The organism is Blastochloris sulfoviridis (genome assembly GCF_008630065.1).
In the GTDB taxonomy this organism is placed as follows: domain Bacteria; phylum Pseudomonadota; class Alphaproteobacteria; order Rhizobiales; family Xanthobacteraceae; genus Blastochloris; species Blastochloris sulfoviridis.
This window is the reverse complement of sequence record NZ_VWPL01000016.1, coordinates 44874-69240: the sequence shown is the minus strand read 5'-3', so window position 1 is coordinate 69240 and position 24367 is coordinate 44874. Positions and strand designations below refer to the sequence as shown.

Genomic DNA, 24367 nt, shown 5'->3' with positions numbered 1-24367 from the left:
GGGGTCGCCACGTCACGACGCGGCGCGGCGGCGGCCGGCGATCGCCGCCTCGGCCAGCGCGATGGCCGGCGGCGTGCCGACATGCAGCCACAGCCCGTCGAGCACGCGGCCGTGCAGGCGGCCCTGCGCCAGCGCTGCATCGAAGATGCGGTTGAGCGAGAACGGCCCGCTTGGGGCATCGGCGAACAGGCGCGCCTCCATCAGGCAGCAGCCGGCATAGACGAAGGGGGCTGTGGGCGCGCCGCCGCGCCGCGCCAGCCGGCCGTCCGGCTGCAGGAAGAAGTCGCCCGCGCCCTCGAAGCCGACCGCGGCCTCGCGCGGCACCACCAGCATCAGGATGTCGGTGGTTGAGGGATCGAACGCGTCCGCCAGCGCCCGCAGATTGGTGCCGGCCTCATCGACCCAGAAGGAATCGGCGTTGGTGACGAAGAAGCGCTGGCCGAGATGCGGCAGCGCCCTGGCGACGCCGCCGCCGGAGTCGAGCAGCTCGGCGCGCTCGTCCGACACGACGACGCGCGGCCGGCGGCGGCGCGTCAGGTGCGCCTCCATGCGGTCGGCGAGATGATGGACATTGACCACCGCACGCTCCACCGCGGCCTCCGCCAGGCGGTCGAGCACGTGGTCGATCAAAGTGCGACCCGCGACCTCGATCAGCGGCTTGGGCGTGGTGAGGGTGAGCGGGCGCATGCGCAGGCCAAGGCCCGCCGCCAGCACCATCGCCGATGTCGGCAGGGCCACGGTCATCGCGCCGCACCGCCGGGGAGATCGTCGAGCGGAACATGCGCGGCGTACCACGCCTTGAGCGGCGCCAGATGCGGATGGGCGAGGCAGCGCCCGAGATAGCGCGCCACCCGCGGCATGTGGGCGAGATAGAGCGGCTTGCCGTCGCGCTTGGCGAGGCGGGCGAAGATGCCGAGAATCTTGGTGGCGCGCTGGGCGCCCAGCACCGCATAGTCGCGGGCGAAGCGCTTGGCGTCGAAGGCGGGATCGACGCCACGGCGCTGCGCGACGTAATGGCCGAGCAGCGCAAGCTCGACATCCTCGGCCACGTCGACGCGGGCATCCTGGGCGAGCGAGGCGACGTCATAGGCGGCGGGGCCGATCACCGCATCCTGGAAATCGATGAGGCCGACCCGCGCCAAGCCCTCGCGGTCCTCAAGCCAGATCAGGTTGGGCGAGTGGACGTCGCGCAGCACCCAGGTTGCCTCGTCGTTCTTTGCGCCGTTGGTCGTCGCCGCGTTGGTCGTCGCCGCGTGGTCCGGTGCATCGCTGGTCGCTGCCCCGTTGTCCGCGCCGATGACCGCGCCGAGCGCCTCGCGCCACAGGGCCGCGAACGCCTCGCGCAGGCCGGGCTCCGCAACCACGCCGCGAAACGGCAGGTACCAGTCGACGAGCAGCTCGACCTCGATCAGGAAGGCGTCGAAATCGTAGCGCGGCAGGATGTGGTCGACGCGCACCGCCACCGGCACGCAGGGCGGCAGCGGCGTGGCGTGCAGCGCCGCCAGAAGCTCGATGGCGGCGCGGTAGCGCGCGACGATCGGCCGTGGCGGCGTGCCCTCCACGAGTCGCCCATCGCCCAGATCCTCGACGATGAGCAGGCCCCGCGCCAGATCGGCGGCCAGGATGTCGGGCGCCGACAGGCCGCGCTCGCGCAAGGCGTGCGCCATGGCGACGAACGGCGTCACGGTCTCGGCGAGGTGGGCGATGCGGCTGTAGGGCAGGCCGCCCCGCACCGGCGGCCCGTCCGGCCGGGCGGGCGCATCCATCAGCACGGCGTGGCGGCCGGGCTCGCTCAGCCGCTCAAAGCGCCGGCTCGACGCGTCGCCGGCCAGCGGCCGGCGCACCGCATCGCCCCAGCCCGCGGCATGGAGAAAGACGCGGATCTCGCGCACGCGCTTCAGCCGCGCCGCAAAGGCGCCGTGCCCGACGAGGCGGGCGTGGCGCGCGTCGGGGCCGCGGCTCGGCGCCAGCGCCATCACGATCTCCAGCCGGTCGGCGGGAAAGAGGGCAGCGGCGCGCTCGGGCCATTCGACGAGGACGGCGGCGCCTTCGCGCGCCTCGTCGAAGCCGATCTCCTCCAGCTCGTCGGCGCTGCGCACGCGGTAGAGATCGGCGTGCACCACCGGCACCGGCAGGTGGTCGTAGAGCTGCATCAGCGTGTAGGTCGGGCTTGGAACCTCCAGCGTCTCGTCGCCGGCCAGCGTGCGGATCACCGCGCGCGCCAGGGTCGACTTGCCGGCGCCGAGATCGCCGGCGAGCGTCACCAGATCGCCGGGACGCAGCATGGCCGCCAGGTCGCGCGCCAGCCTGAGCGTCGCGCGCTCGTCGGGCAGTTCCACATCCCAGGCGGACCCGGCGGGCGCATCCGTCATCTGCCGCCTACTCCGCGGCCATTGCGTGCTTGACCGGAAAGCGCACCGTCACCGCGGTGCCGCGGCCGGGCGCACTCTCGATGCGCACCTCGCCGCCATGCAGCGCCACCAGCGAGCGCACGATCGACAGGCCGAGTCCGGCGCCGCGATGCTGGCTGTCGCCATTGGCATAGGACTCGAACCGCTCGAACACCTTGTCCTTCAGCTCCTCGGGAATGCCCGGCCCCTCGTCGGCGACGCGGAACACCACGGCGTCGGCCTCGATGCGTACCGACAGCGCGACGGTGCCGCCTTGCGGCGAGAAGCCCACGGCGTTGGAGAGCAGATTGTAGAGCACCTGCCGCACCCGCCGTCCGTCGGCCTGCATGGTGCCGACGCCGTGCGGCAGGTCGAGCACCAGCTTGAGGCCCTTCTCGGCGATGCGGTCCTGCACGCCTTCGCTCGCCGCGCGCATGGTCTCGCGGATGTCGATCTCGGAAGGCTCGATGGTCATCGCCCCGGCGTCGATGGTGGCGAGATCGAGAATGTCGTCGATGATGGCGAGCAGCGCGGCGCTGGAACCGGTGATGTGGCCGACATAATCGTGCTGCTTGGCGTTGAGCGGCCCGATCGCCGGATCGCCCAGGAGCTGGGCGAAGCCGATGATGTTGGTGAGCGGCGTGCGCAGCTCGTAGGAGACGTGGTGGATGAAGCGCGTCTTCAGCGCGTCGGCCTGTTCGAGCGCCTCGTTCTTCTCGGTCAGCACGCGCTCGACCGACACCGAGTCGGTCACGTCGCGGAAGGTCACCAAGGTCGAGCCGTCCGGCAGCTTGGCGGCGGTGGCGTCGAGCACGCTGCCGTCGGCGCGCTCGATGCGGCGCGCCACCGGCTCGTGGCGGCCGCCGATGGCGGTGACGGTGGCGCGCAGCACCGACCAGACGTTCTCGTTGCACATCGCCTGGCACCAGGCGGCGATGACCTCGATGTGCGGGCGCGCCGCCAGCGAATCGGGCGACAGCCGCCACAGGCGGGTGAAGGACGGGTTGTGCAGCTTGAGCCGTCCGTCCGAGCCGAACACCGCCACCGCCTCGGCGAGATTGTCGAGCGTCTCGCGGTGCAGGCCGGAGAGCTGGTTGATGCGGCTCTGCAGGTCGATGCGCTCGGTGATGTCGTCGAACAGATAGGTCAGGCCGCCATCGGGGCTGGGGTTGGTGACGACGCGCAGCATGCGCCCGCCCGGCAGGTGCCAGCCCTGCTCCTGCGGCTCGATGGCGTGATAGGCGGTGAGGAAATTGTCGCGCCATTTGCGAAAGTCGGCCTGCTCGGGCAGCTTGCGCTCGGCGCGCAGACGATCGAGCACGTCGGCGTCGGCGGGGTGCTCGTCGAGGAAGGCGCGGTCGAGGCCGAACAGGCGCTGATAGGCGGGATTGTAGAACACCAGCCGCTTCGACGCGTCGAAGATGGCGACGCCGGTGGCGAGGCTGTCGAGAATGCGGCGGTGGGCGGTGATGGTCTGCTGCAGGCCGCTGCGCACCTGCTCGGCCTCGGTGGCATCGAGCGCGATGCCGGCGCCGACGCCGCTGCGGTTGACGATCTCCACCACGTCGAGCTGGCGCCGCTCGCCGGCGACGATGGCCGCGAGGCGCTTCTCGAACCGGCCGTGCTTGGCGCAGGCCTGGGCGGCGGCCTGCCGGTCGGCACGGTCGAGCAGCTCGATGTTGCGTCCGACCGCCGCCTCCGCCGTGCCGGCATCGACGGCGGCGGCATAGGCGGCGTTGGCCCAGGTCAGGCGGCCTGTGGCATCGCGCACCCACATCGGCACCTGCAGGCTCTCGACCAGGCTGCGCAGGATCGTCGCGTCGCGCTCGGCGCGGCGCAGCCGCTCGGCGAGATCCGCCGCCTCGCCGCGCGCGCCGGTGGCCTCGCGCAGGCGCAGCACCGCGCAGCCGCCGATGGCGCGGCCTTCCGCCTCGATGTGGCGGCCGGCGTGGGTGGCCAGCATCATGGTGAAGGCTTCGCCGCGCTCGCGCAGCCGCTCGACCGCGGTCTCCAGCGCGCCCGCCCGCTCCGCCCCGAGCCAGGCGCCGAACGCCAGCACGCGCAACGGCTGGGCGGCGCCGACAATCTCGATGTCGCCGGCGATCTCGGGATCGGCGCCGCCGCCCCACACCGCGATGACCTGGCGGTCGAGCTGCAGCAGCGTGCGGATGCGGTCGGTCTCGGCGCGCAGCGTGGCGAGCTGGGCGCGGGTGGCGGCGCGCTCCCGCAAGGTACGCCGGTGCAGACGCAGATACTGCATCGCCAGCAGGATGGCGAACAGCGACACGCCGCAGGTGAACGCCGCGGCGAGCATCTGGTGCGGGCCGAGCTGGGCGACCAACGCCGAGGCCTGCTCGCGCAGCGTGTCGGCACGCGCGGCCCCCGGCGCGCCGGCCGACAGCGAGACGGCCGCCACGGCTGCCGCTCCCGACAGCAGGCGACGGCATCCGCGCGCGGTCCGACCTCGTTCCGCCATCCGCATCACCTCGGGGAAATCGTGCTACGCCAGCGATCAAGCGGGATCGCGTGGACCGGAAGCTGATCCGGCCCGCGCCCTCCCGCAAGATGAACTGCCGGCAGGATGCCCGCTCCCGCCGCGGAGCGCGAGAATCCTGCCTGTCGAGGCCTCGCCTCGAATCGCAGTCACTGTAACCCCGAGGGGACTCCCCGCAGAAGGGGAAATTCAACCGCCGGCCGGCGTTCAGCGACCGGCGGCGCGGATGGGATCGATGAGATCAGAGCCCGTCGAACAGCGCCGTCGACAGATAGCGCTCGGCGAAGGAGGGGATGATCACGACGATGGTCTTGCCGGCAAGCTCCGGGTGGGCGCCGACCTCAAGCGCGGCGGCCACCGCCGCGCCCGACGAGATGCCGACCGGAATGCCCTCGTAGCGCGCCAGGGCGCGGGCGGTGTCGAACGCGGTCTGGTTGCCGACGGTGACCACCTCGTCGATCAGGCCGCGGTCGAGCACGTCGGGCACGAAGCCGGCGCCGATGCCCTGGATCTTGTGCGGCCCCGGCTGGCCGCCGGACAGCACCGGCGAATCCTCCGGCTCGACGGCGACGATGCGGATGCCGGGCTTGCGCGCCTTCAGCACCTGGCCGACGCCGGTAATTGTGCCGCCGGTGCCGACGCCGGCGACCACCACGTCGACCTTGCCGCCGGTGTCGTTCCAGATCTCCTCGGCGGTGGTGCGGCGGTGGATGTCCGGGTTCGCCGGGTTCTTGAACTGCTGGGGAATGATGGCGCGCGGCAGCTCCTTCACCAGCTCCTCGGCGCGGGCGAGCGCGCCCTTCATGCCCTTGGCGGCCTCGGTGAGCACCAGCTCGGCGCCGAGCAGCGCCAGCATCTTGCGGCGCTCGATCGACATCGATTCCGGCATCACCAGAATGAGGCGATAGCCGCGCGCGGCGGCGACGAACGCCAAAGCGATGCCGGTGTTGCCCGACGTCGGCTCGACCAGCACGGTGTCGGGGGTGAGGATGCCCTGCTCCTCCAGCGCGTCGATCATCGCCACGCCGATGCGGTCCTTCACGGAGGAGATCGGGTTGAAGAATTCGAGCTTGGCCAGGATGTCGGCCTTCACGCCCTTGATCTGGGGCAGGCGGTTGAGCCGAACCAGCGGCGTGTCGCCGATGGTGTCGGTGATGGAGTCATAGACGCGCCCCCGGCCGGGGGTGCGGCCGGGCTCGGAATGCCCGTGCGTGGCGTGCTGCCGTGCTGCCTGGACCATGATGTCCTCCCTGATGGCGCGCAATATACGTCTTGGTTCTGGTTTTAGATAAATAACCTTATTGTGACTGTATTATCTGCCGCCGTCCCCGTGCCGCCCGGCCGCCGCGCGGGGGCCCGGCCGAAACGAAACTCCGGGCTCCGGGCCGGAGTTTCGTATGATGCGCCGAAGTGATTCACGCGCGACGGAGGACGGGATGGCGGGGCGAAAGATGGCGGGACGAAATCTCGCGGGCGGCATCGGGCGCAAGGCGGCGCGGGTTGCGGCACTGGCCGGGCTCGCGGCCGGCCTCGCCTGCGGTCTTGCCGTGGCGCCGGCTGCGGCCGGCGCCGTGCCGTGCCGCACCTCGGGCAGCTTCGAGAGCTGGCTGGAGGGGGTGAAGGCCGAGGCGCGGGCCGCGGGCGTGCCCGGTTCCGCCATCGAGGCCGGGCTCGCCGGCGTCGCCTACGACCCGGCGATCATCCGCCGCGACCAGGGCCAGGGCGTGTTCCAGCAGACGCTCCTCACCTTCGCCGGCCGCATGGTGTCGAACGACCGCATGGTGCGCGGCAAGAAGTATCTGGCGCAGTATTCGGGCGTGCTGTCGCGCATCGAGGCGACCTATGGCGTGCCGGGCGAGGTGCTGGTGGCGTTCTGGGGGCTCGAGACCGATTTCGGTTCGGACATGGGCAAGTACCACGCCCCCACGGCGGTTGCGACGCTGGCTTATGACTGCCGGCGGGCCGACTATTTCCGCCCCGAGCTGATCGATCTCTTGCGCATCGTCGCGCGCGGCGACCTCAAGCCGTCCGAGATGTTCGGCGACTGGGCGGGCGAGCTCGGCCACCTGATGTTCACGCCGACCGACCTCTACCGCTACGCCGCCGATGGCGACGGCGACGGCCGCATCAACGTCATGCGCTCGGTGCCCGACGCCTTCGCCACCGGCGCCAACTTCCTGCGCGGGCTGGGCTGGCGGCGCGGCGAGCCGTGGCTGGAGGAGGTGTCGGTGCCGGCCGACATGGACTGGTCGCAGGCCGACCTCGACACCATGCTGCCGCGCGCGGCGTGGTCGCGCATGGGGGTGAGAACGCCCGCAGGCGGGGCGCTGGCGGCGGGCGGGCCGTCCGCGGCGCTGCTGCTGCCGATGGGGCGGAACGGCCCGGCCTTCCTCGCCTACCCCAACTTCAAGGCCTATCTCGGCTGGAACAAGGCGATGGTCTATTCCACCACCGCCGCCTATTACGCCACGCGTCTCGACGGCGCGCCGGCGATGTCGCGCGGCCGCGCCAAAGTGACCCCGCTCACCACCGAGCAGATGCGTCACCTGCAGGGCCTGCTGCGCAGCGCCGGCTTCACCCGCGACGCGCCGGACGGCCGCTTCGGCAAGAGCACCCGCGCCGCGGTGCGCGCGGCGCAGATGCAGCTCGGCCTGCCCGCCGACGGCTATCCCACGCCCGAGCTGCTGGCGGCGCTGGAGGGCCGGCGGTAGAGCATCCGCTGGGAGGGAACCCTCTTCTTTCCCTCTCCCCTTGCGGGAGAGGGTGGCGAGACCGAGCAAAGCGAGGTCGCGCCGGGTGAGGGGTATGTACCAGTGAACGCTGGAGGATTTACCCCTCACCCGCCTCGCGATCTATCGATCGCTCGCCACCCTCTCCCGCAAGGGGAGAGGGAAGAAGGCGCCGGGTGAGCGCAGATCGTTTCATACCAGCGGCCGCAACCCGGGCCGTTGGTTCCGGTCGCGGATTTTCGCTAAATCTCTGATTTCGGATAAGAAAATCCACGAGAGTCAACGGCCCCACGCGTCAGCGTTTGGGGCCGTTGGCATCACAGCGCGCGCGGGCGCGCGGACCCCTCGTCGCCGGCCGGCGGTGCCAGCACCGAGATCAGCGCCCGCTTGATCGCCGCCTGGCGCTGGGCGCTGGTGATCGGCGCGCCGGTGAGGTCGGTGACGTAGAACACGTCCACCACCTTCTCGCCGAAGGTGACGATGTGGGCCGAGCCGATGTTGAGGTTGAGCCGCGACAACGTGGTGGTGAGGTCGTGCAGCAGGCCCGGCCGATCGAGGCCGGTGACCTCGATCACCGTGAAGCGGTTGGACCACTGATTGTTGAGCGTCACCTCGGGGGGGACGTCGAACGCCTTCTGGCGCGTCTTGGGCGTGGCGCGGCGCACCATCGCCGCGGTGAGCGGCACGTCGCCGGTCAGCGCCTTCTCGATGGCGTCGCACACCCGCCCGACCCGGCGGGTCTCGTCGGTCTCGTCCGGGAACTCGCGCGAGATGGCGATGGTGTCGAGCGCCAGCCCGTCGGTGGTGGTGTAGATCTGGGCATCGACGATGTTGGCGCCACTGGCGGCGCAGGCACCGGCGATCACCGACAGAAGCCGCGGATGATCGACCGCCAGCACCGTCACCTCGACCACGCCGGGCCGGCCGGCGAGGTCGAACCTGGTGGCCGGCAGCCGGCCGGCGGCCTCCGACTCCCGCAGGAAGCGGGCGTGCGACAGCTTGTGAGGCAGATCGACCTTGAGCCAGTAGGGCGGATAGTGGCGGGCGATATAGGCCTCGATCTCCGCCGTGGTCCATTCGGGCAGCGCCTCGCGGAACAGATCCTGGGCGGCGGCGACGCGCTGGGTGCGGTTGACCTCGGAGAAGCCGCCGGTCAGCACCGGCTCGGTCTCGTAGTAGAGCGTGCGCAGCAGCTGGGCCTTCCAGGAATTCCACACGCCCGGCCCCACCGCATGGATGTCGGCGGTGGTGAGCACGGTGAGCATCTTCAGCCGCTCCAGGCTCTGCACCACCCCGGCGAAGGTCTCGACGGTCTTGCGGTCGGACAGATCGCGCGACTGGGCGATGGTGGACATCGTCAGATGGTGCTCGACCAGCCAGGCCACGGTGTCGGTCTCGGCCGGGGTGAGGCCGAGGCGCGGGCAGAAGCGCCGCGCCACCCGCGCGCCGAGGATCGAGTGGTCCTCGGTGCGGCCCTTGGCGATGTCGTGCAGGAACAGCGCGATATAGAGCAGGTCGCGGTTCTGGATGCCGCTGAACAATTCGTTTGCGAGGCCGAGCGCGGGATCGGTGCCGCGCTCGATGGTCGAGAGCACGCCGATGCAGCGGATCAGATGCTCGTCCACCGTATAGTGGTGGTACATCGAGAACTGCATCAGCGCGACGATGCGGCCGAATTCCGGCACGAACTTGCCGAGCAGCCCCACCTCGTCCATCCGCCGCAGCACGGTCTCGGGGTCGTTCTTCGACACCAGGATGTCGCGGAAGAGGCGATTGGCCTCATCGTTGGCGCGCAGCGCGTCATCGACCAGCCTGAGCTGGCGGGTGATCAGCCGCATCGGATCGGGGTGGAAGGCGAGGTCGTGATGGTCGGCGAGCCAGAACAGCCGGATCAGATTGACCGGGTCGCGCTCGAACACCGCATCGTCGACGATGCTGATGCGATTGTGGTCGACGACGAAATCGCCGTTCTCGCCGAGGCTCTTGCGGCGCCGGGGGATCAGCCGCTGGACGAAGCGGTTGAGCACCGGCAGCGACTTCGCCTCGTTCTCCTCAAGCTGCGAGCAGACGATGCGGGTGAGGTCGCCGACGTCCTTGGCGATCAGGAAGTAGTGCTTCATGAAGCGCTCGACGTCGCGCTGGCCGGGATGCTCGGTGTAGCCGAGCCTGAGCGCCATCTCGCGCTGGACGTCGAAGGACAGCCGCTCCTCCGCCCGGCCGGTGAGGAAGTGCAGGTGGCAGCGCACCGACCACAGGAAATCCTCGGCGCGGCGGAAGGTGGCGTACTCGGCCTTGGAGAACACGCCCTGCTGCAGCAGCCCGGCCGGCTCGCGCACGCGATAGACGTATTTGGCGATCCAGAACAGCGTGTGCAGATCGCGCAGGCCGCCCTTGCCGTCCTTGACGTTGGGCTCGACCAGATAGCGCGAGGCGCCCACCCGGCGGTGGCGCTCGTCGCGCTCGGCGAGCTTGGCGGCGACGTAGTCGGAGGCGGTGCCGGACACCACCTCGCGGTCGAAGCGGGCGATCAGATCGTCATAGAGCGCGCGGTCGCCGCAGATGAAGCGGGCCTCCAGCACCGCCGTGCGGATGGTGAGGTCGGCCTTGGCCTGGCGGATGCACTCGTCGATCGAGCGGGTGGCGTGGCCGACCTTCTGGCCGATGTCCCACAGCGTGTAGAGGATGGATTCGGCGATGCTCTCGCCCCAGGCGGTCTGCTTGTAGGGCAGGAGGAACAGCAGGTCGATATCGGAGCCCGGCGCCAGGAGGCCGCGGCCGTAGCCGCCGGTGGCCACCACCGCCATGTGCTCGGAGGTCGAATGCTCGTCCGAGCCGTAGAGGGCCGCGCCGACATGCTCGTAGAGCGCCTGAATCAGGCCGTCTTCCAGGTCGCTGAGGCGGGCGGCGCAGGCGCGGCCCTCGCCGTCCTCGGTCAGCCAGAGCTCCGCCTGACGGCGGCCGTCGGCCAAAAGCTGCTTGGCGCGCTGAACCACCGCCATCTTGAGCGCGGCGGGATCGCCGCGGAGGCGGGTGGCGATGGCGTCGAGATCGGCGGCGAACGCCGCCTCGTCGAAGATCGCCTCGAACGGGCGTGGACGCTGAACACGGCTGCGGGCTGGGCTTCGCGGCATGATGGCAAGGGGATAGCGGACCTCAGTCGCGCTGTCATCCGGAGATACCGGGGCGTCACGAGGGGCCGCGGGCCGCGGTCTTGAGACGGTAAAGCGCCTCCAGCGCCGCCTTCGGCGTCATGTCGTCGGGGTCGAGCGCCGCCAAAAGCTCGGCCACCGGGTCGGGGGCCGCTTTCGCCTCGGGCTCTGCGGATTTCGGCCGCACCGCGGCGAACAGCGGCAGATCGTCGGCGAGGCGGTGGATGGGGGCGCCGCGGTCGCCCTTCTCCAGCTCGGCCAGCACGGTCTTGGCCCGTGCCACCACGGAAGGAGGCAGGCCGGCGAGCTTGGCCACCTGGATGCCGTAGGAGCGGTCGGCGACGCCTTCGGCCACCTCGTGCAGGAAGATCACCTCGCCGTGCCACTCCTTCACCCGCACCGTGGCATTGGTGAGCCGCGTCAGCCGCGCCGACAGCGCGGTCAGCTCGTGGAAGTGGGTGGCGAACAGCGCCCGGCAGCGATTGGTCTCGTGCAGGTGCTCCAGGCTCGCCCAGGCGATGGAGAGGCCGTCGAAGGTCGCCGTGCCGCGGCCGATCTCGTCGAGGATCACCAGCGCGCGCGGGCCCGACTGGTTGAGGATGGCGGCGGTTTCCACCATCTCGACCATGAAGGTCGAGCGGCCGCGGGCGAGGTCGTCGGCGGCGCCGACCCGCGAGAACAATCGGTCGATGACGCCGACATGGGCGCGCTTCGCCGGCACGAAGGCGCCCACTTGCGCCAGCACCGCGATCAGCGCGTTCTGGCGGAGAAACGTGGATTTGCCGGCCATGTTGGGACCGGTGACCAGCCAGATGCGGCCGGCCTCGCCGGCCGGCGTCGGCGGCGACAGGTCGCAGTCATTGGCGACGAACGGCCCGCCGCCGCGGCGCAGCGCCTGCTCGACCACCGGATGGCGGCCGCCCTCGACACGGAACGCCAGCGACGAATCCACCACCGGCCGCGTCCAGTCCTCGGCGGCGGCCAGCGTGGCGAGCGCAGCCGTCACGTCGAGCACGGCGAGCGCCCGCGCCGCCGCCTTGATGGCGTCGCCCTCGGCCTGCACCCGCGCCACCAGCCGCTCGAAGATCGCAAGCTCGATCGCCAGCGCGCGCTCGGCGGCGGTGGCGATCCGCGATTCAAGCTCGCTCAACTCGACGGTGGAGAAGCGCAGCGCCCCGGCCAGCGTCTGGCGGTGCATGAAGGTGGCGTTGAAGGGCGGCCCGAGCAGCTTGTCGCCATGCTGGGCCGCCACCTCGACGACGTAGCCGAGCTGGGCGTTGTGGCGCACCTTCAGCGACTTGACGCCGGTCTCCTCGGCATAGCGCGCCTGGGTTTCAGCGATCACCTTGCGCGAATCCTCCGACAGCCGCCTCAAGCCGTCGAGGTCGGGATCGTAGCCTGGGCGCACGAAGCCGCCGTCGCGTTTCAGCAGCGGCAGTTCGTCGGCGAGCGCCGCCATGATCGCGGCGGCAAGCGCGGGATCGGGCGCGGCGAGGTCGCGCACGGCTGCCGCGATCTCGGCCGGCGGCGCGGCGGCCGCGACCTGCTCGGCCAGCTCGGCCGCCACCGTGAGACCGCGGGCGAGGGCCGCGAGATCGCGCGGGCCGCCGCGACCGAGCGCGAGGCGGGCCAGAGCGCGCTCGATGTCGGGCGCGCTCTCCAGCGCCCCCCGCAGCTTCAGGCGCAAATCGCCATCGGCCACCGCCCAGCCCACCGCGTCGAGCCTGGCATTGATGGCGGCGGGATCGGCCAAGGGGCTGGAGAGGCGGTCGGCCAGCAGGCGGGCGCCGGCGGCGGTCACCGTGCGGTCGATGGCGGCGATCAGGCTGCCCTGGCGGGCGCCCGACAGCGCGCGCAGGAGTTCGAGATTGACGCGGGTCGCCGCGTCGATCGCCATGGTCTCGGCGAGCGCCTCGCGCTGCGGCGGGGCGAGCGGCGGGCGCTGTCCGAGCTGGGTGCGCTCGACATAGGTGGCGATGGCGGCGGCCGCCGTCAGCTCCAGCCGCGAGAACGCGCCGAACGCCTCGGGCGTGGCGACGCCGAAGAAGGCCGAAAGCCGCCGCTCGGCGGTCATGGCGTCGAAGGCGTCGCGGCCGAGCGGGGTCACCGCGCGCTGTTCGCGCCAGAAGGCGGCAAGCTCGGCGTCGGAATAGAGCGCGTCGGACAGCACGATCTCGCCGGGATCGAGCCTCGCGACCTCGGCCGAGAGCCGGCCCGCGCCGACCTCGGCGACGTGAAAGGCGCCGGTGGAGATGTCGGCCCAGGCGAGGCCGTAGCTCGCCGCGTCGCCCGACGACGGCCGGGCGCGGGCGACCGCCAGGAGCCAGTTGTTGCGGCGGGAATCGAGAAGCTGCTCCTCGGTGATGGTGCCGGGGGTGACGAGGCGGATGACGTCGCGCTTGACCACCGACTTCGATCCGCGCTTGCGCGCCTCGGCCGGATCCTCGGTCTGCTCGCACACCGCGACGCGGAAGCCTTGGGCGATCAGCCGCTGCAGATAGTCGCCGGCGCGCTCGACCGGCACGCCGGCCATCGGGATGTCGGCGCCCTTGTGCTTGCCGCGCTTGGTCAGCGCGATGCCGAGCGCGCGCGAGGCGATTTCCGCGTCCTCGAAGAACATTTCGTAGAAATCGCCCATCCGGTAGAACAACAAGCAGTCCGGATTGGCGGCCTTGATCTCGATATACTGCGCCATCAGCGGCGTGACGCGCTCGTCCGCCGCCTCCGCGCCGCCGCTCTCCTCAGCTTTGGTCATGGCCGGACGCTAGCAGAGGGCCGGGCGGGTTTCACCCGAGCGGGGCCGGGCGGCTGTGGGTAAGACCAATGGGTGAGCGCGATTGTCGAGCCCGTGCCATTGCCGCCGCGGCTTTGCGGCCCAAAACCTAGCCACGCCCGGAATGCCGCTGCGCCTTCGCTTGAGGGAGAGGAACGAACCTCCTACGGTGCCGGCCCATTTCGCCAATATTCCCCCAGGTTCGCGATTCGCGGTCCCGCCACGATTCGCCCCCAAGATTCGCCAGGAATTTTCTTATGCCGCCCAAGACCAGCAAGCGCCGTCCGCGCCCCACTTTCACCGACCAGGAGGCGCTGCACTTCCACCAGATGGGGCGGCCCGGCAAGCTTGAGATCACCCCGACCAAGCCGATGGCCACCCAGCTCGATTTGTCGCTGGCCTATTCGCCGGGCGTGGCGGTGCCGGTGCTGGCGATCGCCGAGGATCCGGCGCGCGCCTACGACTACACTGCCCGCGGCAACATGGTGGCGGTGATCACCAACGGCACCGCCATCCTGGGCCTCGGCAATCTCGGCGCGCTGGCGTCGAAGCCGGTGATGGAGGGCAAGGCGGTGCTGTTCAAGCGCTTCGCCGACGTCGACGCCATCGACATCGAGGTCGACACCGAGGATCCGGACGAGTTCATCAATGCCGTGAAGTATCTCGGCCCCTCCTTCGGCGGCATCAATTTGGAGGACATCAAGGCACCGGAGTGCTTCATCATCGAGCAGAAGCTCAAGGAGCTGATGGACATCCCGGTGTTCCACGACGACCAGCACGGCACCGCGATCATCGCCAATGCCGGGCTGATCAACGCGCTGCACCTGACCAAGCGCGACATCAAGACCACCAGGCTCGTGGTCAATGGCGCGGGCGCGGCGGCCATCGCCTGCGTCGAGGTGCTGAAGGCGCTGGGCTTCGCCGCCGACAACGTCATCATGTGCGACACCAAGGGGGTGATCTTCCAGGGGCGCACCGCCGGCATGAACCAGTGGAAGTCGGCCCACGCCGCCAACACCGAGGCGCGCACGCTGGCCGAGGCGCTGGTCGGCGCCGACGTGTTCTTCGGCCTGTCGGTGAAGGGCGCGCTGACGCCGGAGATGGTGGCGTCGATGGCGCCGAACCCGATCATCTTCGCCATGGCCAATCCCGACCCGGAGATCACGCCGGAGGAGGTGGCCGCGGTGCGCTCCGACGCCATCGTCGCCACCGGCCGCTCGGACTATCCCAACCAGGTCAACAACGTCCTGGGCTTTCCCTACATCTTCCGCGGCGCGCTCGACGTGCGGGCCTCGACCATCAACATGGAGATGAAGCTGGCGGCGGTGAAGGCGCTGGCCGATCTCGCCCGCGAGGACGTTCCCGACGAGGTCGCCGCCGCCTATGGCGAGCGGCCGATCTTCGGCCCCGACTACATCATCCCGGTGCCGTTCGACCCGCGGCTGATCCACGCCGTGCCGACCGCGGTGGCCAAGGCGGCGATGGCGACCGGCGTCGCCCGCCGGCCGATCGTCGACATGGAGGCCTACCGCCAGCAGCTCCAGCAGCGGCGCGATCCCGTCGCCGGCGTGCTGCACCGGGTGTTCGAGCGGCTGCGCCGGCGGCCCCGCCGCGTGGTGTTCGCCGAGGGCGAGGAGCAGCAGGTGATCCGCGCCGCGGCGAGCTTCGTCACCCAGCGGCTCGGCACCGCCGTGCTGGTCGGCCGCGAGGACAAGATCAACGCGGCAATCAAGGAGATCGGGCTCGAACTGCCGGAGGGCATCGAGATCACCAATGCCGGGCTCTCCCCGCGCAGCGGCGCCTACGCCCAGCACCTCTATGAGCGGCTGCAGCGGCGCGGCTACCTGCTGCGCGACTGCCAGCGCATGATCAACAACGACCGCAACCACTTCGCCACCTCGATGGTGGCGCTGGGCGATGCCGATGCCATGGTGTCGGGCGTCACCCGCAATTTCTCGGTGGTGCTGGACTATGTGCGCCAGGTGATCGATCCCAAGCCGGGGGCGCGGCTGATCGGCCTGTCGATGGTGCTGGCGCGCGGCCGCAATTTGCTGGTCGCCGACACCGCGGTGACCGAGATGCCGACCGCCAAGGATCTCGCCGAGATCGCGGTGCAGGCCGCCGCCGCCGCCCGCCGGCTCGGCACCGAGCCGCGCGTCGCGCTGCTGGCGTTCTCCACCTTCGGCCACCCGCGCGGCGAACGCTCGGCGCAGGTGATCGAGGCGGTGAAGCTGCTCGACTCCTGGGGCGTCGACTTCGAGTATGACGGCGAGATGAGCGCGGAGATCGCGCTCAACCGCACCCTGATGGCGACCTATCCGTTCTGCCGCCTGTCGGGCCCGGCCAACGTGCTGGTGGCGCCGGCGATCCACTCCGCCGCCATCTCGACCCGCATGCTGCAGGAGCTGGGCGGCGCCACGGTGATCGGCCCGCTGCTGGTGGGGCTGGAGAAGTCGGTGCAGATCGTGCCGCTGTCGGCGAAAGACACCGACATCGTCAACATGGCCGCACTCGCCGCCTACAATATCGGCGGGTGAGAAAGCCGGCTGCGGCGACGGCGGCGAAGGCCGCCGGTCGCCCCAACCGGATGTCGTCTCACACCAACGGCCGCGAACGCGGACCGTTGGTTCCGGTCGTGGATTTTCGCGAAATCTCTGATTTCGGATGAGAAAATCCGCGAGAGTCGACGGCCCCACGCGTCAGCGTTTGGGGCCGTTGGCATCACACGGCTTCCGGGTGATCGGGTCGGCCTTTTCCTTCCCTCTCCCCTTGCGGGAGAGGGTGGCGAGGCCGGGCATAGCGAGGTCGAGCCGGGTGAGAGGTCTCTTCAAGCTCGCTCGATTTCACCCCTCACCCGCCTCGCGATCTGACAATCGCTCGGCACCCTCTCCCGCAAGGGGAGAGGGAAGCGGCGGCTCCCGGCCCGCCGTTGTTCCGAGCCGATCAGCCGGAAACGACCTCGCCGGATTCCGTCTCAGGCCGCCCGCGTCCTGGCCCGCTCCGGGAACAGCGCAGCAAGTCCCTCGGCCGAGGCCGGGGCGATGCCGCGCTCGGTGATCAGGCCGGTGATGAGCCGCGCCGGGGTGACGTCGAAGCCGGGATTGGCGACACCCGAGCCGTTCGGCGTCAGTTGCACCTCGACAATGCGGCCATCCGCCGTGCGCCCCGAAATATGGCTCACCTCGGTGCCCGCGCGCTCCTCGATCGGGATCGCCCTGCCGTCGGTGAGCGTCCAGTCGATGGTCGAGGACGGCAGCGCCACATAGAACGGCACGCCGCAATCGTGCGCCGCCAGCGCCTTGAGATAGGTGCCGATCTTGTTGCAGACGTCGCCGGTGCGGGTGGTGCGGTCGGTGCCGACGATCGCCAGGTCGACCTGGCCATGCTGCATCAAATGGCCGCCGGCATTGTCGGCGATCACCGTGTGCGGCACGCCGGCGTGGTTCAGCTCCCAGGCGGTGAGGAAGGCGCCCTGGTTGCGCGGGCGGGTCTCGTCCACCCACACATGGAGCGGGATGCCGGCCTGGAACGCCTGATAGATCGGCGCGGTGGCGGTGCCCCAGTCGACGGTGGCGAGCCAGCCGGCATTGCAGTGGGTGAGGATGTTGACCGTCCGGCCCGGCTTCTTCGACGCGATTTCCTTGATCAGCTCGGCGCCGAAGCGGCCGAGCGCGGCATTGATGGCGACGTCCTCCTCGGCGATGGCGTCGGCCTCGGCGAACGCCCGCTCGGCGCGCGCCTCCGGCAGCAGCGCGCAGACCGAATCGACCACCCGCCCCAGCGCCCAGCGCAGATTGATCGCGGTCGGCCGCGTCTCGGCCAGGGCGCGGTGGGCGCGCTCCAGGCCGATGTCGGTGGGATCCTCGTCGAGGCCCAGCGCCAGCCCGTAGGCGGCGGCCGCCCCGATCAGCGGCGCGCCGCGCACCTGCATGGTGCGGATCGCCACCGCCGCATCCTGGAGCGAGGCGAGCGTCAGGGTCTCGAAACTGTGGGGCAGGCAGGTCTGGTCGATGATCCCGACCCCGCCCGCTTGGTCGCGCCAGATGGTGCGCCAGGGTTTGCCGTCGATCTGCATGGCGTCACCATAGCCTCCCCGCGCGCTGCCCGCTATGGTGGCGCCGCGGTGCCGGACTAGGATCGAATGGCGATTTGCAGCAAGATGGTGCCGCGCCCGGCGCGCATGGTGCTTCACGCCATGGCGGCGCGGCGTGTCGTACAACGAGGCCGACGATGCGGGATCGGCAGGCGCGCGCCCTGGCGCAGCTTCCGTGTTCGCGTTCGCGCCTCCTTCCAGGGCCGGTCGGTGAGATGGTGACGCTCGATTTCGAAGCAGAATACGACAATCGCGCCCGGGTTCCGGAGCATGCCGAAATTGTGGCCGCGTGGGAGCGTGATGCCGCCGCCTACCGCACCGGCCACGGCCGGGCCCAGCTCGGGCTGAAATACGGCCCCTCGCCGCGCCAGACGCTGGATCTGTTCCGGCCGGCGGTCGATTCGGTGGGCGCCGCGGTGCTGTTCCTGCATGGCGGCGGCTGGCAGTCGCATGGGGCGGCCGACTTCAGCCACCTCGCCGGCGGGGTCAATGCCCGCGGCCTGGCGTTCGCGGTCGCCGGCTACGACCTGTGCCCGGAGGTCACCGTGCTCAACATCATCGGCCAGGTGCGCGCCGCGGCGATCGCGCTGCACCGGCGAATCGGCCGGGCGGTGGTGGTGGCCGGGCACGGCTCGGGCGGCCATCTCGCCGCCTGCCTGGTGGCGACCGACTGGAACTCCATCGATTCGACGCTGCCGCCCGATCTGGTCTCGGCCGGCGTGGCGCTGTCGGGCGTGTTCGACCTGCGGCCGCTGGTCTCCACCAGCATCAATGCCAAGCTGCGGCTCGACGAGAACGAGGCGCACCGCCTGTCGCCGGTCAACTGGCAGGTCGCCGCCGGGCGCACCTTCGATGCCTGGGTGGGCGAGGACGAGAGCAGCGAATACCACCGCCAGACCCGCGAGCTGGTCGCCGCGTGGTCGGAGCGCGAGGTCGAGGTGCAGACCGTGGTGGTGCCGGGCGCCAACCATTTCAGCATCCTGGCGCCGCTCGCCGATCCCGACAGCGCCCTCACCCATCGGCTGGTCGAGATGGCGCGCGGCACGCGGCTGACCCGGGTGCCGGCCTAAACACCGAACGCCGGCCTCGTCAGGCCGGATTCGATCAGACAGGAGAGGGGTCACATGGGATTTCTGTCAGAGGTGGGCGCCATCTTCGGGTTCGGCCCGAAGCCCGAGACGATCGAGCGCGAGGCGCTGAAGGCCGAGCTCGACGCCGGCACGGTGGCGCTGGTCGACGTGCGCGAGGTCGGCGAATTCGAATCCGGCCACGTGCCCGGCGCGATCAACGTGCCGCTGACCCGGTTCGCGCTCGACCATCTGCCGAAAGACGGGCGCACCGTGGTGCTGATGTGCCGCTCGGGCGCCCGCGCCCGCATGGCCTTCATCCGCGCCATGGCCGCCGGCCGCCCCGGCCTCAAGGTCTACAATGGCAGCATGCTGGACTGGTCGGCCGCCGGCGAGGACATCGTGCGCGGCCACGGCTGAGGCGGCGGCCGGCCACGCACGCTCAGGCGGCGGCGTGGCGGTTGGCGCTGGCGCCGAAGTGCTCGATGTAGCGCGGGCTGATGGCGGTGCGCGGCAGGATGATCAGCACGTCGGTGGTGCCGAACTGGCTGTCGACCACCGCGCCGTCGCCGACATAGCCGCCGAGCCGCAGATAGCCCTTGACCAGCGGCGGCAGCTCGTGGAGCGCCGCCTTGGCGTCGATCGCCTCCTTGGGCATGCGGTTCATCTCGACATAGCGCTGCGGCAGGGCGCTGGCCCGCCACTCCTCCGGCGCCCGGGCGTGGTGGTGCAGGAAGGACAGTTGCAGCGCCAGCGCGTCGGGATCGGTGCCCTCCAGCGAGGCGCAGCCGATCAGCGCGTCGATATCGTGGCGCAGCACATAGGCCCAGATGCCGTGCCACAGAAGCTCCACCGTGCGCTTGTTGCGGTAGGGCTTGAGCACGCAGGAGCGGCCGAGCTCCAGGAAATTGAGGGTGCTGTGGCGGCGCATCAGGCTGCCGATGTCGAACTCGGCCGCGGAATAGAAGCCGCCATGGCGGAGGGCGACGCACTGGCGCAGCAGCCGGTAGGTGCCCACCACCTTCGGCTGCTGGCGGCCGAGCACATTGGTGGTGGCGTCGTGGTCCAGCACCAGGAGGTGGTCGCAGATCGCGTCGAAGCCGTCGACATCGCGCCGCGCCAGCTTGGTGGCGGCGTCGGGGATCGCCGACATCTCGTCGTAGAACACCTTGTAGCGCAGCTTCTGGGCCTGGCGGACATCGGCCGAATTGCGCGCCAGCCGCACCTCCAGCGGGCCGATGCGGCCGAGCGTGGCGGCGCCGGACGGCTGCTGGCGGGAGTCGCGGTGGCGTATGCCGCTATAGGCCCGCAGCAACGGGATGAACCCGGCGCTGGCCTGATGCAGAGGCAGGAACTTCGCCATGAGCGCCTTGGGGCCAAGGGGGGCGAGCCGGCTCGCCCCAAATCGTTGCGCCCCAACCCCCTGCGCGCGCTTCGGCATGACGTCTCCCCACCCGGCATTTCGCGACGGCAGCCGTGGACGTGCCGACCTTTTTCGATCAGCCATTGTTGATCGCCCGCCCCGACACGCAATCGGGCGAATCACGGCGAACCGTCACTGAAGCATCTCAATACGACGGTTAGAACATAGGTGTCGGACAGTTCCGTGACAACCGGGCGGGGTGCGGCCGGCCGCCTCCACCCCCACCCGCCCGAGCTTGCGCTCGGGCTCCCTCCCCCGCTTCGCGGAGGAGGGACAAGAGCCGGAACTGTCGCGCTCTTCTTTCCCTCCCCGATCTTCGGGGAGGGTGGCGCCGAAGGCGCCGGGTGGGGTTAACTCAGTCGAACCACGCGCCCGGAGGTGCCCGTCCGATCCCGAGGGACTCAGACGGAAACCGTATCACGCCACTTCGGCGGGCCGGGCGCCGCCGGCGTCCGCCAGCACGCTCTTCAGCCCGTCGGCGTCGAGCGGCTTGGTGAGGAAGCCGTCCATGCCGGCGCTTTCGGCCTCGCGCCGGTCCTCGGCGAAGGCGTTGGCGGTGAGCGCGATGATCGGCACATGCCCCGCCTCGCCAAGCGCCCGGATGCGGCGCGCCGCCTCCAGCCCGTCGAGGCGCGGCAGCTGCACGTCCATCAGCACCAGGTCGAACGGCGCCCCGACGCGATGCGCCTCGGCCACCGCCGCCACCGCCGCCTCGCCGTCGCCCACCACCTCGACCCGGTGGCCGAGCTTGGTCAGCATGACCCGCGCCAGGAAGGCGTTGATGTCGTTGTCCTCGGCCACCAGCACCGACAGCCGGACCTCCGGCTCCGGCGGCGCGAGCCCGGGCAGGGCATCGGCCGGCTGGATCGCCGGGGCCGCCACGCTCGGCAGGCCCGGCCGCAGGCGCTCGGCCAGCGAGGCCGGCCGCACCGGCTTGACCAGATAGACGTCGTAGCCCGCCTGCTGCAGGCTGGCGAGGTCGTCCCGCTCGGCCGGGCTCACCAGCACGATGCGGCGGCCGGCCCAGGGGCGCGCGGCGGCGCCCAGCGCCATCGCCGCCTCCAGCCCGATGCCGCGGTCGACGATCACCGCATCCCAGGTGCGTTCCCGCAGCACCAGGCCGGCGGTCATGGCGTCGGGCGCCAGGGTGGACGCGGCACCCCACGCGGCAAGGCGGGTGCGCAGGATCGGCCCCAGCACCGGCGACTCGCTGATCACCAGGCAGGTCTGGCCGGTGAGGTCGGGCCACGCCGCCGGATCGGCCTCGGCCAGCGCCGGCAGCGCCAGCGCGAACGAGAAGATGGACCCCCGGCCGGCCTCGCTCTCCAGCGCGATCGAGCCGCCCATGCCGCGCACGATGCGCTCGGCGATGGCGAGGCCGAGCCCGGCGCCGCCGTGCCGGCGGGTGGCGGTGACGTCGGCCTGCTCGAACTCGGCGAAGATGCGGGCGCGGTCCTGCGGCGCGACGCCGGGGCCGGTGTCGGCGATCCTGAACGCCAGCCTGCCGCCCTCGGCGGGCGCCACCGCCACGCTCACCCCGCCGGCCTCGGTGAACTTCACGGCATTGCCGATCAGATTGAGCAGCACCTGGCGCAGGCGGGCCGGGTCGCCCAGCACGCGGCGCGGCAGGGCGTCGTCGAGGTCGGCGACCAGCTCGATCTCCTTGGCCTGGGCGCGCGGCGCCAGAAGCTCGACGATCTCCGCCACCAGCCGGCCGGGGTCGAAGGCGGTCTCCTGCAGGTCGAGCCGGCCGGCCTCGATCTTGGAGAAGTCGAGGATCTCCTCGATCAGGCCGAGCAGCGCCTCGCCGGAGGTCTTCACCGCCGCGGTGTAGCTGCGCTGCTCCGGCGTCAGCGCGGTGTCGAGCAGGAGGTCGGCCATGCCGAGGATGCCGTTGAGCGGCGTGCGCACCTCGTGGCTGACGATGGCGAGGAACCGGCTCTTGGCGCGGCTCGCGGCCTCCGCGCGCTCGCGGGCGTCGGCGAGCTGGGCGAGGATGAGCTCGGGCGCGGCGGGCGCGGTCTCGCCGGATCGGCTCTGGCCCGCTTGGGTCTCGCCGGTCTGGGTCTCGCCGGATTGGGTCTCGCCGGATTGGGCGGCGTGCTCGGCGAGCGCCAGCCGCTGGGTCAGGCCGGCGATGGTCTGCGCCTGGACCGCCGCGCGGCGCCTCAGCGCGGCGCGGGACACCGCCAGCGCGCCGATCACCAGCAGCAGCGCCAGGGCCAGGAGCGCCGCCACGCCGGTCAGGGCATAGGCGGCATCGGGCGTGTCGAGCATGGCAGACCTCGGGCGTTCTAGATTTCCCATAACGGTGACGGAGGAAGCTTGCCCGGAGGTGTCGAGGCGGCAGGCCGGCCCCGCTTCGGCGGGCCAACATGGCGCGATGGTTAGGGCGCGGTAAACGGCCGGCGGGATGGGGCTCAACAGAACTGTCCGGGCCAACTCCGACCCCTCCCCACCGCTCGCGCAGCGCGCGGGGGGAGGGGAGATAAGGGGCGCTCCCGGCCAGCGGCCGTTCCGATGGGCTCAGTCGGAAACCCGATTACGCCGCCTGCGCCGCGCGGTCGGCCGCAGCCCGGTAGGACAGCGCCTCGGCCAGATGCCGGCGGCCCACCGTCTCGGCGCCGTCGAGATCGGCAATGGTGCGGGCCACCTTCAGCACCCGGTGATAGCCGCGGGCGGTGAGCCGCAGGTTTTCCGCCGCCTCGCGCAGCAGCGCCAGCCCCGCGGCATCCGGGCGGGTGATCTCGTCGAGCAGCGGGCCGGCCGCCTCGGCATTGGTGAGGAGGTGCGGCTGGCCGAGCGCGGCGAAGCGCTCCGCCTGCCGCGCCCGCGCGGCCGCGACGCGCGCCGCCACCTCCTTGCTGCCCTCGGAGGGGGCGGGCTGCACCAGGTCGGCGGCGGTGACCGCCGCCACCTGGATGGTGAGGTCGATGCGGTCGAGCAGCGGGCCCGACAGCCGGCTCTGGTAGTCGGCCTTGCAGCGCGCGTTGGGACCGCGCCGGCAGGTGTAGCCCGGCGTATCGGCCTCGCCGCAGCGGCACGGGTTCATCGCCGCCACCAGCATGAAGCGGGCGGGGTAGGTGACGCGGTGGTTGGCGCGGGCGATCACCACCTCGCCGGTCTCGATCGGCTGGCGCAGCGAATCGAGCACCTGCGGCTGGAACTCCGGCAATTCGTCGAGGAACAGCACGCCCTTGTGGGCGAGCGACACCTCGCCGGGCCGGGCCCTGAGGCCACCGCCGACCAGCGCCGCCATCGAGGCCGAGTGGTGCGGCGCGCGGAACGGCCGCCGGTCGGTCAGCGCGCCGCCCGAAAGCTCGCCGGCGACGCTCATCACCATCGACACGTCGAGCAGCTCGGCCGGCGTCAGCGGCGGCAGGATCGAGGGCAGGCGGGCCGCCAGCATCGATTTTCCGGCGCCGGGCGGGCCGACCATCAACAGGTTGTGGCCGCCGGCCGCGGCGATCTCCAGCGCCCGCTTGGCGCTCTCCTGGCCCTTGATGTCGGCGAGATCCGGCAGCGGCGTGGTGGGCGAGACCACCTGCGGGCGGGGCCGCGCCAGCACCTGCGTGCCCTTGAAGTGATTGGCGAGCTGGATCAGCGAGGCGGGCGCCAGGATCTCCATGTCCGGGCTGGCCCACGCCGCCTCCGGGCCGCAGGCGCCGGGGCAGATCAGGCCGCGGCCGCTCGCATTGGCGGCGATCGCCGCCGGCAGCACGCCGGAGACCTGGGCGATGCGGCCGTCGAGCGCCAATTCCCCCACCACCGAGAAGCCGTCGAGCGCATCGGACGGAATCGCGCCGATCGCCGCCATCAGGGCCAGCGCGATCGGCAGGTCGTAGTGCGAGCCCTCCTTGGGCAGGTCGGCCGGGGCGAGGTTGACGGTGATGCGGCGCGCCGGCAAAGCGAGGCCCGAGGCGATCAGCGCCGCACGCACCCGCTCGCGCGCCTCCGACACCGCCTTGTCGGCAAGGCCGACGACGTTGAACGCCGGCAGCCCCGGCGCCACCTGGACCTGGACGTCGACCGGCACCGCCTCAACGCCCTGGAACGCCACCGTCGCCGCACGCTGGACCATGCCCGCCCCCGCATTCGCGCAACAGTAGCGCGCGGTTGTCGGCCCGCGCAAGAACAATGACGGAACATCGCCGGCGACGCGGCGATCGGTCGAATTATTGCCGGCTTTGCGTGGCCTATTTTATGGCTTCGCCCACGGCACGTTCTGACGGTACGGTAGAGGCGCGTT

The 24367-nt window shown here is 71.2% G+C and carries 14 protein-coding genes; 4 read left to right on the top strand and 10 right to left on the bottom strand.

Annotation, left to right across the window (positions count from 1 at the left end; all coding sequences use genetic code 11):
- Positions 1-12 precede the first annotated feature (12 nt).
- From F1193_RS10485 to cysK, 4 genes are all read right to left on the bottom strand, one after another.
- Positions 13-744 (bottom strand): nucleotidyltransferase family protein, encoded by a 732-nt coding sequence (locus F1193_RS10485; protein ID WP_150097631.1) that lies wholly within the window; start codon positions 742-744, stop codon positions 13-15.
- A complete protein-coding gene (gene tsaE / locus F1193_RS10480) occupies positions 741-2372 on the bottom strand; it encodes a tRNA (adenosine(37)-N6)-threonylcarbamoyltransferase complex ATPase subunit type 1 TsaE (RefSeq protein ID WP_150097630.1) in 1632 nt (543 codons plus the stop codon). Before tsaE ends, F1193_RS10485 begins: the two co-directional genes overlap by 4 nt.
- Before the next feature lie 7 nt (positions 2373-2379).
- The gene (locus tag F1193_RS10475) at positions 2380-4806 is read right to left on the bottom strand and encodes a sensor histidine kinase (protein ID WP_246164290.1); all 2427 of its coding nucleotides are present in this window, start codon (positions 4804-4806) and stop codon (positions 2380-2382) included.
- Positions 4807-5125: 319 nt separating this feature from the next.
- Entirely contained in the window at positions 5126-6124 is a 999-nt protein-coding gene (cysK, locus tag F1193_RS10470) for a cysteine synthase A (RefSeq protein WP_150097628.1), read from the bottom strand.
- A gap of 196 nt (positions 6125-6320) precedes the next feature.
- Here cysK and F1193_RS10465 point away from each other — a divergent pair, with 196 nt between their 5' ends.
- Positions 6321-7595 (top strand): lytic murein transglycosylase, encoded by a 1275-nt coding sequence (locus tag F1193_RS10465; RefSeq protein WP_246164289.1) that lies wholly within the window; start codon positions 6321-6323, stop codon positions 7593-7595.
- 335 nt (positions 7596-7930) lie between these two features.
- On the opposite strand, the gene F1193_RS10460 is transcribed toward F1193_RS10465, so the two are convergent.
- Together F1193_RS10460 and mutS are read right to left on the bottom strand one after the other, a co-directional pair.
- The gene (locus F1193_RS10460) at positions 7931-10744 is read right to left on the bottom strand and encodes a [protein-PII] uridylyltransferase (protein WP_150097627.1); all 2814 of its coding nucleotides are present in this window, start codon (positions 10742-10744) and stop codon (positions 7931-7933) included.
- Positions 10745-10799: 55 nt separating this feature from the next.
- Positions 10800-13517 (bottom strand): DNA mismatch repair protein MutS, encoded by a 2718-nt coding sequence (gene mutS, locus F1193_RS10455; protein ID WP_150097626.1) that lies wholly within the window; start codon positions 13515-13517, stop codon positions 10800-10802.
- Between the two features lie 275 nt (positions 13518-13792).
- Between mutS and F1193_RS10450 the strand changes: the two genes are divergently transcribed.
- A complete protein-coding gene (locus F1193_RS10450) occupies positions 13793-16072 on the top strand; it encodes an NADP-dependent malic enzyme (protein WP_150097625.1) in 2280 nt (759 codons plus the stop codon).
- A 437-nt stretch (positions 16073-16509) separates the two neighbouring features.
- On the opposite strand, the gene mtnA is transcribed toward F1193_RS10450, so the two are convergent.
- Positions 16510-17610, bottom strand: a complete 1101-nt coding sequence (gene mtnA / locus F1193_RS10445) for an S-methyl-5-thioribose-1-phosphate isomerase (protein WP_150097624.1) — start codon at positions 17608-17610, stop codon at positions 16510-16512.
- A 233-nt stretch (positions 17611-17843) separates the two neighbouring features.
- Between mtnA and F1193_RS10440 the strand changes: the two genes are divergently transcribed.
- Together F1193_RS10440 and F1193_RS10435 are read left to right on the top strand one after the other, a co-directional pair.
- On the top strand, positions 17844-18698 hold the full coding sequence (locus F1193_RS10440) for an alpha/beta hydrolase (protein ID WP_150097623.1): 855 nt from the start codon (positions 17844-17846) through the stop codon (positions 18696-18698).
- Positions 18699-18752: 54 nt separating this feature from the next.
- Positions 18753-19115, top strand: coding sequence for a rhodanese-like domain-containing protein (locus F1193_RS10435; protein ID WP_150097622.1), 363 nt, complete (start codon positions 18753-18755; stop codon positions 19113-19115).
- Positions 19116-19137: 22 nt separating this feature from the next.
- Here the strand turns inward: F1193_RS10435 and olsB are convergent, their stop codons facing one another.
- The 3 genes from olsB to F1193_RS10420 form a co-directional block, all read right to left on the bottom strand.
- Positions 19138-20136 carry a l-ornithine N(alpha)-acyltransferase gene (olsB, locus tag F1193_RS10430; protein WP_246164287.1) on the bottom strand — a complete coding sequence of 333 codons (999 nt, stop codon included), beginning with the start codon at positions 20134-20136 and terminating at the stop codon, positions 19138-19140.
- A 399-nt stretch (positions 20137-20535) separates the two neighbouring features.
- Positions 20536-22395, bottom strand: coding sequence for a response regulator (locus F1193_RS10425; RefSeq protein ID WP_170263521.1), 1860 nt, complete (start codon positions 22393-22395; stop codon positions 20536-20538).
- Between the two features lie 265 nt (positions 22396-22660).
- Positions 22661-24199 carry a YifB family Mg chelatase-like AAA ATPase gene (locus F1193_RS10420; protein WP_150097620.1) on the bottom strand — a complete coding sequence of 513 codons (1539 nt, stop codon included), beginning with the start codon at positions 24197-24199 and terminating at the stop codon, positions 22661-22663.
- Between the last annotated feature and the right edge of the window lie 168 nt (positions 24200-24367).